Genomic DNA, 12,771 nt, shown 5'->3' with positions numbered 1-12,771 from the left:
TAGAGTGTTACCCGTGACCACCGCCAAGCGCAAGCGCATGCCACGGGCCGACCGGATGCGGCAGATGATCGAGGTCGCCGAGCAGGTCTTTTCGGAGCGCGGCTACGCGGCGGCGTCGATGGACGAGATCGCCGAGCTGGTGGGCGTCTCGAAGCCGATGCTCTACGAGTACTTCAACTCGAAGGAAGGCCTCCTGCTGGCCTGCATCCGGGAGTCGCGCGCGGTGCTGCGCGAGGTCACCGAGCAGGCGACCGTCGGGGCGGCCGACGCCGAGGACGCGCTCCGCCGCGGCCTGCTGGCCTTCTTCGTCTTCATCCGCGAACGGCGGCAGGCGTGGTCGCTGCTGCGGCACGAGATGGCGCTGATCGGCACGCCGGCCGCCGACGAGGTCGAGGAGACCCGCCGCCAGCAGACCGACCTCATCGCCGCGCTGATGAGCGGCCACTTCGACAACGGGGACGACCTGAAGGCCGAAGCGGCCGCGGAATTCGTGGTCGGCGCGTGCGAACGGCTCGCGATCTGGTGCGAGCGACACGAGGAAGTGACCCCCGAGCTGGCCACCGAGTACGCCATGGACGTGCTGTGGAGCGGCCTGCGAGACCGTGCACGTTAGCTTGCGCGTGCACTAGGCCATCCGGTGATTACTCACAGCAATCGTGTCTTGTGACACAGAGTTGCTCTACTGTTCTGGTGACACGGTAGAAAGTGTGCTGGACCTTCACGGCCGGAGGAGGGGCACGGGAGCCGCGTCACGAAAGCGCGGTGAGCGCGTCACGGTTGTGTAAGGATGCTGGTGAGGGAGAGGGGTGTGAGGCAGATGGTGGAAACGATCACGGCGACGTACGTCCAGGAAGACGCCGACTGGGCCATCACGGTCAGCGGCCGCGGCAAGGAGCTGACCGCCCGTGAGCCCGGCATCATCGCCGCGCGCGACCGGGCCGACCAGCTGGTCGAGGAGCTCGCCGGCGACGCCAAGACGACGGTGGTCCACCTGCTCAACGGCAGTGCGCTGGACTTCACCAGCGCGTACATGACGGCGCGCCTGACGCTCCCGAAGCTCCCGCCGCTCGAGGTGCCGCCGCCCGGCAGCGTGCCGAAGCAGCAGACGCCGGCGTCGGCGGACAAGAAGCCCCAGCTGCCGCCGAGCAAGCAGCTCCCGAAGGCGGTCGAGGACCGCAAGGCCCCGGCCGAGCCGGCGCCCGCCGCGGAGAGCAAGGCGCCGGCGAAGCAGGCCTAGCGCTACTTGAGGAGCTTGCGCACCAGCAGGACAAGCACGAGGACGCCCGCACCGATCAGCGGGAACTTGACCTTGGGGTTGTCCAGCTTGGCGCGCACGCCGTCCTTGGCCGCGTCGGCGAGCTTCTTCGGGTCGGCCTTGACGGTGAGCTGGTCGAGCGTCGCCGCCAGGGCGGTCCTAGCCTGCTCGATCTCACGCTCGATCGTCTCGGGATCGCGGGCCACGTGTCCTCCTCGCCGCATGGGACTTCCAGGCCCCAACTTAGTCGACCGCCCCGCCGCGTCCGCACGGGCCACGCCGCACGCTAGGCTGCGGAGTACCGGGGGCCCGTAGCCCAATTGGCAGAGGCACACGGTTTAGGTCCGTGCCAGTGAGAGTTCGAGTCTCTCCGGGCCCACTCGGGGTTGGGCGAGGTCTGCTCGCGGAAAGCGCTCGCCCCCACCCCCTCGTCGTGTTTTCCGGGGGTGCAACCCCCGGGCCCCGCCCGGCGGGCTCCGCCCCCGGACCCCCGCCGTGGTCCGGCTTGCCGGCAGCCCTCACCTTCGTCTCAGCTCCGGAACGTCCGCCGGTAGGTGTCCGGCGGCACCCCGACCGTCCGGTTGAAGTGCCGCCGCAACGTCGTCGCCGTGCCCATGCCGACGGCCTCCGCGACCGCGTCGATGCTCGCGTCCGTCTTCTCCAGCAGCTCCTGGGCCCGGCGGATGCGCTGGTTCAGCAGCCACTGCAACGGCGTCGTGCCCGTGGCCGACCGGAAGTGGCGGCCCAGGTGGCGGCTGCTCATGTTCGCTTCGCGGGCCAGGTCCTCGACCGTCAGCGGCCGGTCGAGGCGGGCGGTGATCCACGGGAGCAGTTCGGCCAGCGGGTGGTCGTCGCGGCTCGGAACCGGCGTCGTCACGAACTGGGCCTGGCCGCCCGCCCGGTGCGGTGGCACCACCAGACGGCGGGCGATCGCGTTGGCCGCCGCCGGGCCGTGGTCGGCGCGGACCAGGTGGAGGCACAGGTCCATCGCCGCCGCCTTGCCCGCCGACGTGAGGACCTGGTCGTTGTCCACGTAAAGCACGTCCGGGTCCACCGTCACCTCTGGGTAGCGGGCGGCCAGGACGTCCGTGTGGGCCCAGTGCGTGGTCGCGCGCAAGCCGTCCAGCAGGCCGGCGGCCGCCAGCACGAAGGCGCCCGTGCACAGCGACGCCACCCGGGCGCCGCGGGCGTGGGCCGCGCGCACGGCGCCGACCAGGTCCGCCGGCGGGGCCGCGTCGACGTCGGCCCAGCCCGGCACGAGCACCGTGTCCGCGCGCGCCAGCCGGTCGAGGCCGCGGTCCGGCTCCAGCACGAAGCGGCCCACCCGCACCGGGGCCGAGCCGCAGACCGCGAAGCCGTACCGGGGGTCTTCGCCGAACACCTCGGTGGCGATCGTCAGTTCGAACGACAGCATCCCGTCGGTGGCGGCGAGGGCGACCACGTGCATGTCCGAAAGTGTACGCATCATGTCGTTCCGGACACTGGTGACGATGTCCGGGCCTCGCGAGGATCACCTCATGACTTCGGTACTGGTTTACGGCGCTTATGGGCACACCGGCCGCTTCGTGGTGGCGGAGCTGGAAAAGCGCGGTTTCGACGCCGTCCGTTCCGGACGGAACGCGGCGAAGCTGCCGGGCGGGCGGCCGGCGCCGGCCGACGACCCGGCCGCCCTCGACCGCGCGCTCGACGGCGTCGACGCGGTGATCAACTGCGCGGGCCCGTTCGCCGGCACGGCCGTCCCGCTCGCCGAGGCGGCCATCCGCGCCGGCGTCCCGTACGTCGACGTCGCCGCCGAGATCGAGGCGAACCTCGACACCCTCGCGCTGACCGCCGACACCGCGGTCGTCCCCGCGATGGCGTTCTTCGGCGGCCTGGCCGACCTGCTGGCCACGGCGGCGATGGGCGACTGGACGGCGGCCGACGAGGTCCACGTCGCCTACGGGCTCAGCGGCTGGCGCCCGACGGCCGGCACCCTCGAAGCGGGCCGGGTGTCCCGGGAACGCCGTGGCGGCAAGCGCATCCGGTACGCGGGCGGCCGGCTGGACTATCGCGAAGACGCCCTGCCGACGCGCGAGTGGGCGTTCCCCGAGCCGCTCGGCCCCCGGCCGGTCTTCGGCGAGTTCTCGATGGCCGACATCGTGACGATCCCGCGGCACCTGGAGGTCCGCGACGTCATCAGCTACATGACGGTCGACGCGGCCCGGGGCCTGGCGGCGGCCGGCGAGCGCGACGCGGCCGAGACGTTCGTGGTGGACGTCGTGGTGCGCGCCGGCGACGAGGAACGCCGGATCGTGGCGCGCGGCGAGGACATCTACGCGGTGAGCGCGCCGCTGGCGGTGGAAGCGGTCGACCGGATCCTGACCGGGCGGACGAAGGCCAAGGGCGTCGCCACGGCCGGCGAGATGTTCGTCGCGGCCGACTTCCTGCGGGCGCTGGCGCCGCACATCACGGTGGGTCAGTAGCGGACCCCGCTCTGCAGCAACGGCGGGTACACAGTGGACGGTTCACCGTCGACCGTCGTGCCCGCGTACTGCAGCATCGCCCGCTGGGCGCCGTGCATCGGGGCCGGATAGTCCAGCTCCGGTGCGGAAACCTCGTCCAAAGCAGCCAGCTGCGCCGGGGTCAGCGTGACGTCCAGCCCGGCCAGGTTGCCGGTCAGGTGCTCCAGCCGCCGCGCGCCGATGATCGGGACCACCGTTCCCCGCCGCGCCCGCAGCCACGCGAGCGACACCGCCGCGGACGTCGACCCGAGCTCCTCGGCGATCGCCGCGACCGCGTCGATGACCGCGAACTCCGCTTCGGACGGACCGCCGACGAAGGCCGCGCGGGCGGAATCCGGCGTCGCGGCGCCGCGGCGGTACTTGCCGGACAGGAAACCGTTCTTCAGCGGGCTCCACGGCACCAGCGCCAGGCCCTGGTCCAGCGCGAACGGCGCCAGTTCGCCCTCGACCGTCCGCGCCAGCAGCGAATACTCGACCTGCAGCGCGATCAACGGCGTCCAGCCGCGCAGCAACGCCGTCGTCTGCGCCTGCGCGGTGACCCACGCCGGGGTGTTCGAGAAGCCGACGTACCGGATCTTGCCCGCGCGCACCAGGTCGTCGAGGGTCCGCATGGTCTCCTCGATCGGCGTGGCGCGGTCCCAGTTGTGCAGCCAGTACAGGTCCAGGTAGTCGGTCTGCAGCCGCCGGAGCGTCTCGTCGAGCTGGGCGATGATCGACGCGCGGCCGGCGCCGCCGCCGTTGGGGTCGCCGGGGAACATGTTGCCGAAGAACTTCGACGCGAGCACCACCCGCGCCCGGCGGCCCGGCTGGGCGGCGAAGAAGTCGCCGAGGATCTTCTCGGAATGGCCGTTGGTGTAGAAGTTCGCCGTGTCGACGAAGTTGCCGCCGAGGTCCAGGTAGGTCGCGAGGATCTTCTCGGACTCCCCGACGTCGCAGCCGGCGCCGCCGGGGTCTTCCCCGAAGGTCATCGCGCCGAGGGCGAACGGGCTGACGCGGAGGCCGGAGCGGCCGAGGGTGACGTAGTGATCGAGTGACACGAAACTCTCCTTCAGTCATCGGATCGACCACTCAAGGAAACCGCGTATGTCCTGCTCAACGGTAGACCGATCGCAGCGACCTCTTGCACAATCCTCTCAACGCAGGTTTCCTGGACGGGTGCTCGAAGAACTCCGCGACCTCGTCGCCCGGCACGCCCACGCCGACCTGCGCACGCCGGTGCCGGGCCTCCTGCTGTCCAAAGTGGAAACGAGCGAGCCGCACCACTCGCTCGCCGAGCCGCTGCTGGTCGTCATGGCCCAGGGCGGCAAGCGCCTGCTGCTCGGCGAGCAGGTGCACGAGTACCGCGCCGGGCAGTACCTGCTGGTCGGCACCGACCTGCCGGTGACCGGCCACTTCGTCGGCGCCACCCCGCGGACGCCCGCGCTGGGCCTGGGCCTCGCCCTGCGGCCCGCGGCGATCGCCCCGCTGCTGCCCGAGGCGCCGCCCCGCACCCCGCCGGCGTCCCCGATCGCCATCGACGACGCCGGCCCGGAACTGCTCGACGCGGCGCTGCGCCTGCTCCGGCTGCTCGACCACCCGTCGGACGTGCCCGTGCTCGCGCCCCTGATCGAGCGGGAGATCCTGTGGCGGCTGCTGACCGGCCCGCACGGCGGCCTGGTCCGCCGGATCGGCCTGGCCGGCAGCGGCGCCGCGCACGTCGGGCGGGCGATCCGCTGGATCAGGGAGAACTACGCCGAGCCGATGCGGATCGAGGAGCTCGCGCGGCTGAGCGGCTTGAGCGCGTCGGCGTTCCACCGCCAGTTCCGCGCCACCACGGCGCTGAGCCCGCTGCAGTTCCAGAAGCGCATCCGCCTGCAGGAAGCCCGGTCGCTGCTGCTGGCCGACGCGGGCGACGTCGCCGGGGTCGGGCACCTCGTCGGCTACGACAGCCCGTCGCAGTTCAACCGCGAGTACCGCCGCCTGTTCGGCGCCCCGCCCGGGCAGGACGCGGCGCGGCTGCGCTCGGCCCCGGCCGGACCGCAGCTGCCGTGACGTCCGATCCGTTCAAGACGGCCGGCCGCGCCGGGTGCGACGCTGGCGGCATGTCCGTGAACCTTCCCGCGGCGGCGTCCTTCATGGCGACGCACGCCCGCCTCCTCGACCGCCGCCGTTTCGAACTGCTCGACGGCGCCACCGACGCCGACGCGGTGCTGGCCGCCGTCGACGGCTACCGCAACCCGGACGGCGGTTACGGCTGGGGCCTCGAACCGGACCTGCGAGCGCCGGAAAGCCAGCCCGGCGGCGCCCTCCACGCCTTCGAGGTCTTCGAGGAAGTCGCCCCGCGGACCACACCGCACGCGGAGCGGCTCTGCGACTGGCTGGCGACGGCGTCCCGTCCGGACGGTGGCCTGCCGTTCGCGCTGCCCGTGGCGGACCCGGCCGGCTGCGCGCCCTTCTGGGCCCAGGCCGATCCGGCCGTGACCACCCTGCAGAGCACCGCGTTCACCGCCGGCGTGGCCCTGCGCGTCGCCCGGCACGACCGGGCCGTGCGGGAACACCCGTGGCTGGCCGCGGCGACGCAGTACTGCTTCCGCGCCATCCGCGAACTTTCCGGGCCACCGCACGCGATCGCGTTGTCCTTCGCGGTGCAATTCGTCGACGCCGCGCACGAACTCCACGAGGAGGCCCCGGCGCTCCTGGAGCACCTCGCCACGTTCGTCCCGGCCGACGGACTGGCCCCGGTGGACGGTGGTTCGGAGGGCGAAACCCTCCGCGCCCTGGATTTCGCGCCGCTGCCGGACCGCCCGGCGCGCGCGTTGTTCGCCGCCGACGTGGTCGACGCGGAACTGCGGCGGCTCGCGGAGGCGCAACAGGAGGACGGCGGCTGGCGGGTGGATTTCGCGAGCTTCTCGCCCGCCGCGTCGCTCGAATGGCGGGGGTACGCGACCGTCCGTGCCGTGACGATCCTGCGCCGTCACGGCCTGACTTGAGCTTCTACACGAGTGGTGCCGACGTTCACCCGGCCGTGGGGTGTCGGGAGTGGACGGCCGCCCGCGCCTTCCGGTGTGCGTGACCGAACGCGTACTGTGACGGGGTCAACCGGTCCCCGGAGGTGAAGCATGGCGTCGCGCAACCCGTTGCGCTGGGTCGCCCGCTGGGCGGACTGGTTCGAGGAGCGCGGCGTGTACGTGCCCGGCGAGGAGAGCCGCGCCGTTGATCCGGTCCGGGATTTCGGCTGGCTGATGACGGCGTGGGTGGCCGGCGTCGCGATCTTCATCCTGCTGTTCGCGCTCGCGGTTTAAGTGGCATGTGGCCAGAGATTGTCACCAGCCGTGCCGTTCCGGTCACGGATTGGCCACGGGGTGGCACCAGGTGCGCGACAACCCCCGGTCGCGCCTCGTAACCACGCGCGATCACGGCCAGAGTGGAGCGGGTTCCCCCGGCAATCCCCCGTTGCCGACGGCACCCGACCCGCCGACTGGAGTACCCGCAATGGCGCTCGCGCGCACCCGCAAGATCATGTTCACCGCAGGACTGCTCGGCCTGGCGGTGGCGTGCGGGGTCCCTTCGGCGCACGAGGGCACCGCGGCGCTCGGCGCGGCTGGCTCCCCCGCGGGCGCCGGCGCCTCGGCCGCGCCGGCCGGCAACGATCTCAAGTTCGGCGCCGACCACCGGTTCGCCAGCGGCCTCAGGATCTCGGTCGGCTCTCCCCAGTCGTTCCGCCCCAGCCCGTCGGCGTACCCGCAGAGCCCGCGCGGCGCCGCTTTCGACGTCCAGTTGACCAACGACGGCTCGACGACGTACAAGCTGTCGGGGCTCAACGTGACGGCCACCGCGGGCGGCACCGCGGTCAAGCAGGTCGTGGACACCACCCAGGGGTTCACCGGGATCACCGACGCGGGCAAGGACGTGCTGCCGGGCCGTTCGGTGCACATCACGCTGGCGTTCGCGGTCTCGCGCGAGCCGACGCAGCTGCGCCTGCAGATCCGCCCGAGCGCGACCGAAGCCGCCGCGGTCACCTACTGCGGGCCGGCTTGACGTTAGGCTCGGGGCATGACCGAGCGCCTTTCCCCCGGTGACGAAGCCCCGGACTTCACCCTGCCCGACAGCGAGGGCAAGGAAGTGTCCCTGAGCGACTTCCGCGGCCGGTCCGTGGTGGTGTACTTCTACCCGGCGGCGAGCACCCCGGGCTGCACCAAGCAGGCTTGCGACTTCCGCGACAACCTCGCCGACCTGAACGACGCGGGTTACCAGGTGGTCGGCATCTCGCCGGACACGCAGGCGAAGCTCGCCAAGTTCGTCTCGAACGAGGGCCTGACGTTCCCGCTGCTGGGCGACCCCGAGAAGACGGTCATCGAAGCCTGGGGCGCGTACGGCGAGAAGAAGAACTACGGGAAGACCTATCTGGGCGTGATCCGGTCGACGTTCGTCGTGGACGCCGACGGCAAGATCGCCCACGCCTTCTACAACGTCCGCGCGACCGGGCACGTGGCGAAGCTGATCCGGGACCTCGGCCTGGCTTCCTGACGCCGTGACGAGCCTGGAGGGGCCCGCGCTGAAACTGGGCGGCCAGATCGCCTCGGCCGCGGCGAAGTCGTGGCTGCAGCGGCGGAAGGCCGGCGTCGCGCGGTCGGCCGATCTGGTCGACCTGGCGGCGGGCGAGCTGAAGGGGCCGCTGGAGCGGGCGAAGCTGGAGAACCTCGTCCAGCACATCGGAATGCAGGTGGCCGAGCAGCTGGAGCCGGTCCTCGCGGATCGTTTTTCGACGCTGCCACCGCACGAGATCGAAGCGGCTTTCGTCGCCGTGGCGGATGCGCTGGGCAAGGCCGATCTGTCCGACGAGGCGTTGCTGGCGGCGGACGCGGATCCGGAGCAGCTGGCCAGGAAGATCCGCGGCGACCTCCCGCGCGAGCGGCTCCTGGCGCCCCAAGCGGCCGCGCTGTATGAACTGGCGCTGGACCAGGCGTGCAGGCACCTTGTGCAGGTCGTCCGCCACCTGCCGTCGTTCCAGCCACGAGCGCTCGCCGACGTCCTCGGCCGGCTGAGCCGCCAGAGCGACCAGCTGGAAGAGCTGCTGGCCCGGGTGCCGAAGACCAGCCTTGCGACACCCGACGGCACCGACCGCGACGCCGAGTTCGAAGCGGCGTACCGCCGGCAGCTCGCCCGCGACCTCGACCGGCTCGAACTGCTCGGCCTGACGATGGACGACCAGCCGGCGTTGCCGTTGACCGTCGCTTACCTGAGCCTGAGCGTCTCCCCCGAGGGCGAACCCCGCCGGGCCGAGCGGCGCATGGACGAGCTGTGGTTCGAGAAGCGGCAGAACCGCACGGGCAGCGCGAACGTGCGCGTCGAGACGGCGCTGAGCGGTGTCACACACGTGCTGGTCCGCGGCGAAGCCGGATCGGGCAAGACGACGCTGCTGGACTGGCTGGCGGTGACGGCGGCGCGCGCCGGCTTCACCGGGAAGCTCGAGGGCTGGAACGGCCGAGTCCCGTTCCCGATCCGGCTGCGGAGTTTCGCCGCCGAGCCGTTGCCGCGGCCTGAGGAATTCCTCGCGCACATCGCGCCGATGCTGGCCCCGCCGGACGGCTGGGCCCGTCGCGTGCTGGACAGCGGCCGCGCGATGGTCCTGGTCGACGGCGTCGACGAGGTGGGCACCGGCCATCGCCGCGAGGTGAAATCGTGGCTGCGCAAGCTGTCTTCGGCGTTCCCGGACACGGTGATCGTGGTGACGTCCCGCACGGCGGCGGCCGACCACCGCTGGCTGGCTCACGAGGGTTTCGGCTGCGTCCTGCTGGAGCCGATGGGCGCGGAGGACATCGAGGCACTGGTGGCCCGCTGGCACAACGCGGCCGCGGCGGGCGGGACGGTCCGCCCGGACACGGACCTGGCCGCGGTCCAGCGACGGCTGCTCAACCAGCTCGATTCCCGGCCGCACCTGCGTACTCTGGCCGCGAGCCCCCTGTTGTGCGCGATGTTGTGCGCGTTGAACCTGGCGCACCGGTCGGAGCTGCCGCGGGACCGGATGGACCTGTACCGCAAGGCGTTGTCGATGCTGTTGCACTTGCGCGACGCCGAGCGCCGCATCGACGTGATCCTGACGGAAGCACAGAAGCAGATCCTGCTGGGAGACCTGGCATGGCGGCTGTCGCTGGCGTCGAAGGTGGAGCTGCCGAAGGAACGGGTGCTCTCGCACGTCTCGCGCCGGCTGCCCTCGTTGCCGCACGTCGATCACACACCGGCCGAGGTTCTGGAACACCTTCTGGAGCGCAGTGGGGTGTTGCGCGAGCCGGTGCGAGACCGCGTGGATTTCGTGCACCGGACGTTCCAGGAGTGCCTGGCGGCCAACGAGGCCACGGAACAGGACCACCTGGAGACGTTGATCGACCGGGCCCACCTGGACACGTGGTGGGAGACGTTCGTGATGGCGTGCGGCCACGCGAAGCACCACCAGGCCGGGACTTTGCTGAGCGGGATCCTGGACCGGGCGGACGCGGAACCCCGCCACGCCAGGCACCTGCGCCTGCTCGCGGCAGCGTGCCTGGAGACGGTGAGCAACGCTTCCCCGGAAGTCCTGGCCCGGATCGAAGCGGTGATCCAGGACAAGCTGGTGCCACCGCGAAGTCTGCGGGAGACGCGGTCGCTGGCGTCGATCGGGCATCGCGTCCTGCGCTACCTGCCGGAGAGTCTGGATGGTCTTTCGGACGCGGTAGCGGCTGCGTCGGTTCGAGCGGCAGCGCTGACCGCGGGAGAGGATGCGCTGAAGGTCCTGCGCAACTACGCCCAGGACCCACGCAAGGCAGTGCAGGAACAACTGGCCGAGACCTGGCAGTACTTCGATCCCGAACGCTATGCCGCGGAGGTGCTGGCCGACTCACCTTTGGCCGACGGCGCGATCACGGTCCGGGCCGCACGCTTGCTGCCGCTGGTGCGGCATCTGACGGCCTTGACCGAACTGACCGTGTTCCTGCCACGGACGGAGCCGCTCGCCGATCTGAACGCACTCGACGGCCTGCCTCGGCTCAGCCGGCTCGAATGCGATCTCCAGGGCGATGCGACCGTCGATCTGGCTCCCCTGAGCAGCCACCCGGAACTCGCGACCTTTTCTCTGTATTCGGCCTTCCAGTACACCGGTGAACACCACCTGAAGAGCCTCAAGAAACTGGTGAGTTTGGCGCTTTTCCGGAGCGTGCCGGTCGGCACCCTCGAAGTGTTCGGCGAACTGTCCGGCCTGAAGAGGATCACCCTCAACAACCTGCGGCAGGTCGAGACCCTCGATCCCCTGGCAGCACTGGACGATCTGCGGTTCGTCAGTCTGGGGCAGCTTCCGCAGGAGGCACTCGCCGCCTCGGCACCGGTTCCCGGCCCCGAGCAGGTCTACCTCTTCCACGACCAGGATGTCGAGCTCACCGGCGAAACCATCATCCGGTGCTTTCCCCACGTGCGGGATCTGCACCTCTACGGTCTGGAGGTCACCGGCCTGCGCGAGCTCGCTCTTCCCCAGCTTCGTAACCTCTCGTTCGCTTCGCTGAACAGGCCGGTCGATGTCAGTCCGCTGGCGGAGCTGGCCTTGACCATCAAGGTCGACGACACCGAACTCATCGGCGCCGAAGAGCTCGGCCCCGGCGTCGAACTCCTCTAAGCCAGCTCCCGCAGCGCCGGCACCAGCGCCCGCAACGCCAGCCCCCGGTGCGAAACCGCGTCCTTCTCGGCCGGCTCCATCTCCGCCGACGTCCGCGACTCCCCATCAGGCCGGAAGATCGGGTCGTACCCGAACCCGTTCACCCCACGCCGCGAGCGCACGAGCGTCCCCCGCCACTCGCCGCGGACCACCGTCTCCTCGCCCGACGGCAGCACCAAAGCCGCCACGCACACGAACTGCGCCCCGCGCCGCTCGTCGGGCACGTCGGAAAGCTGCCCCAGCACCAGGTCCAGGTTCGCCTCGTCGTCCCCGTGCTTGCCGGACCACCGGGCCGACAGCACCCCGGGCATCCCGTTCAGCGCGTCGACCGCGATCCCCGAGTCGTCCGCAATGGCAGGCAGCCCCGTGGCCGCAACAGCGTCACGCGCCTTCGCCACGGCGTTGCCCTCGAAGTCCGGTGCCGTCTCCGGCGCCTCCGGGAACGAAGGCACGTCGGCGAGACCGATCACTTCGAGGCCCGAAAGCCCTTCCGCGGCAACGATCCGCCGCAGCTCACCCAGCTTCTTCGCGTTGCGCGTGGCCAGCAGCAGCTTCGTCACTTCGAGCCCTTCTTCTTGTCCGGGCGCGGCTCCGGCAGCTCGCCCGGGTACGGCAGGGCCAGCGCCTCGTTCTGCAAGCGGGTCAGCTCCGCGCACCCCGCCAGCGCCATGTCCAGCATCGTGTCCAAAGTGGACCTCGCGAACGTCGCGCCCTCGCCGGTGCCCTGGACCTCGATCAGCGTGCCCGCGTCGGTGGCCACCACGTTCATGTCGACCTCGGCGCGCGAGTCCTCTTCGTACGGCAGGTCCAGCCGGACGCGGCCGTCGACCACGCCCACGCTGACCGCCGCCACCGAGGACGACAGCGGCTGCGGGTCGTTGAGCCGGTTCGCCGCGCCCAGCCAGGTGATCGCGTCCGCCAGGGCCACGTAACCGCCGGTCACCGCCGCCGTGCGGGTGCCGCCGTCGGCCTGGATGACGTCGCAGTCGATGACGATCGTGTTCTCGCCCAGGGCCGCCAGGTCGATGCACGCCCGCAGCGACCGGCCGATCAACCGGGAGATCTCGTGCGTGCGGCCGCCGATCCGGCCCTTCACCGACTCGCGGTCACCCCGGGTGTTGGTCGCGGACGGTAGCATCGCGTATTCCGCCGTCACCCAGCCGAGGCCGGAGCCGGCCCGCCAGCGCGGCACCCCTTCGGTGACGCTCGCCGCGCACAGCACCCGCGTGTTGCCGAATTCGATCAGCACCGACCCCGCCGGCCACTGCTGGAACCCCCGGGTGATCTTGATGTCACGGAGCTGGTCGTCGTTCCTGCCATCTTTACGAGCCACAGGTGCACTCTATGACCGCCCC

General features: G+C 71.3%; 14 protein-coding genes and 1 tRNA gene. 10 read left to right on the top strand and 5 right to left on the bottom strand.

Annotation, left to right across the window (positions count from 1 at the left end):
- The first annotated feature begins 55 nt into the window (after positions 1-55).
- On the top strand, positions 56-613 hold the full coding sequence (locus ACWDN5_RS02060) for a TetR/AcrR family transcriptional regulator (RefSeq protein ID WP_310968457.1): 558 nt from the start codon (positions 56-58) through the stop codon (positions 611-613).
- A gap of 204 nt (positions 614-817) precedes the next feature.
- Positions 818-1,237 carry a hypothetical protein gene (locus tag ACWDN5_RS02055; RefSeq protein WP_191316409.1) on the top strand — a complete coding sequence of 140 codons (420 nt, stop codon included), beginning with the start codon at positions 818-820 and terminating at the stop codon, positions 1,235-1,237.
- Between the two features lie 2 nt (positions 1,238-1,239).
- On the opposite strand, the gene ACWDN5_RS02050 is transcribed toward ACWDN5_RS02055, so the two are convergent.
- On the bottom strand, positions 1,240-1,461 hold the full coding sequence (locus ACWDN5_RS02050; protein ID WP_004559246.1) for a DUF3618 domain-containing protein: 222 nt from the start codon (positions 1,459-1,461) through the stop codon (positions 1,240-1,242).
- Between the two features lie 99 nt (positions 1,462-1,560).
- On the opposite strand from ACWDN5_RS02050, the gene ACWDN5_RS02045 reads away from it, so the two are divergent.
- Positions 1,561-1,634, top strand: a tRNA-Leu gene (locus tag ACWDN5_RS02045).
- 150 nt (positions 1,635-1,784) lie between these two features.
- Here the strand turns inward: ACWDN5_RS02045 and ACWDN5_RS02040 are convergent.
- Positions 1,785-2,702: a helix-turn-helix domain-containing protein gene (locus ACWDN5_RS02040; protein WP_449673893.1), complete on the bottom strand. Its 918-nt coding sequence runs from the start codon at positions 2,700-2,702 to the stop codon at positions 1,785-1,787.
- Between the two features lie 70 nt (positions 2,703-2,772).
- Here ACWDN5_RS02040 and ACWDN5_RS02035 point away from each other — a divergent pair, with 70 nt between their 5' ends.
- Positions 2,773-3,717 carry a saccharopine dehydrogenase NADP-binding domain-containing protein gene (locus ACWDN5_RS02035; protein ID WP_449673892.1) on the top strand — a complete coding sequence of 315 codons (945 nt, stop codon included), beginning with the start codon at positions 2,773-2,775 and terminating at the stop codon, positions 3,715-3,717.
- Here ACWDN5_RS02035 and ACWDN5_RS02030 read toward each other — a convergent pair.
- Entirely contained in the window at positions 3,711-4,793 is a 1,083-nt protein-coding gene (locus ACWDN5_RS02030) for an aldo/keto reductase (protein WP_449673891.1), read from the bottom strand. The two genes, ACWDN5_RS02035 and ACWDN5_RS02030, sit on opposite strands and share 7 nt — an antisense overlap.
- 118 nt (positions 4,794-4,911) lie before the next feature.
- On the opposite strand from ACWDN5_RS02030, the gene ACWDN5_RS02025 reads away from it, so the two are divergent.
- The 6 genes from ACWDN5_RS02025 (at position 4,912) to ACWDN5_RS02000 (ending at position 11,377) form a co-directional block, all read left to right on the top strand.
- Positions 4,912-5,787: an AraC family transcriptional regulator gene (locus ACWDN5_RS02025; protein ID WP_449673890.1), complete on the top strand. Its 876-nt coding sequence runs from the start codon at positions 4,912-4,914 to the stop codon at positions 5,785-5,787.
- A gap of 50 nt (positions 5,788-5,837) precedes the next feature.
- Positions 5,838-6,725 carry a hypothetical protein gene (locus tag ACWDN5_RS02020; protein ID WP_449673889.1) on the top strand — a complete coding sequence of 296 codons (888 nt, stop codon included), beginning with the start codon at positions 5,838-5,840 and terminating at the stop codon, positions 6,723-6,725.
- Positions 6,726-6,854: 129 nt separating this feature from the next.
- Positions 6,855-7,037, top strand: a complete 183-nt coding sequence (locus tag ACWDN5_RS02015; protein ID WP_310967104.1) for a hypothetical protein — start codon at positions 6,855-6,857, stop codon at positions 7,035-7,037.
- A 190-nt stretch (positions 7,038-7,227) separates the two neighbouring features.
- Positions 7,228-7,773: a hypothetical protein gene (locus tag ACWDN5_RS02010; RefSeq protein ID WP_310967103.1), complete on the top strand. Its 546-nt coding sequence runs from the start codon at positions 7,228-7,230 to the stop codon at positions 7,771-7,773.
- 15 nt (positions 7,774-7,788) lie between these two features.
- Positions 7,789-8,262, top strand: coding sequence for a thioredoxin-dependent thiol peroxidase (gene bcp / locus ACWDN5_RS02005; RefSeq protein WP_310967102.1), 474 nt, complete (start codon positions 7,789-7,791; stop codon positions 8,260-8,262).
- Positions 8,263-8,266: 4 nt separating this feature from the next.
- Positions 8,267-11,377, top strand: a complete 3,111-nt coding sequence (locus ACWDN5_RS02000; protein ID WP_449673888.1) for an NACHT domain-containing protein — start codon at positions 8,267-8,269, stop codon at positions 11,375-11,377.
- On the opposite strand, the gene rdgB is transcribed toward ACWDN5_RS02000, so the two are convergent.
- Both rdgB and rph read right to left on the bottom strand, forming a co-directional pair.
- Positions 11,374-11,976, bottom strand: a complete 603-nt coding sequence (gene rdgB, locus ACWDN5_RS01995; RefSeq protein ID WP_310967100.1) for an RdgB/HAM1 family non-canonical purine NTP pyrophosphatase — start codon at positions 11,974-11,976, stop codon at positions 11,374-11,376. The two genes, ACWDN5_RS02000 and rdgB, sit on opposite strands and share 4 nt — an antisense overlap.
- Positions 11,973-12,749 carry a ribonuclease PH gene (gene rph / locus ACWDN5_RS01990; RefSeq protein ID WP_093948149.1) on the bottom strand — a complete coding sequence of 259 codons (777 nt, stop codon included), beginning with the start codon at positions 12,747-12,749 and terminating at the stop codon, positions 11,973-11,975. Before rph ends, rdgB begins: the two co-directional genes overlap by 4 nt.
- Between the last annotated feature and the right edge of the window lie 22 nt (positions 12,750-12,771).

The organism is Amycolatopsis sp. NPDC003731 (assembly GCF_053586895.1).
Note: the sequence above shows the minus strand (reverse complement) of the source record. Positions and strands in the feature narration are given on the sequence as shown.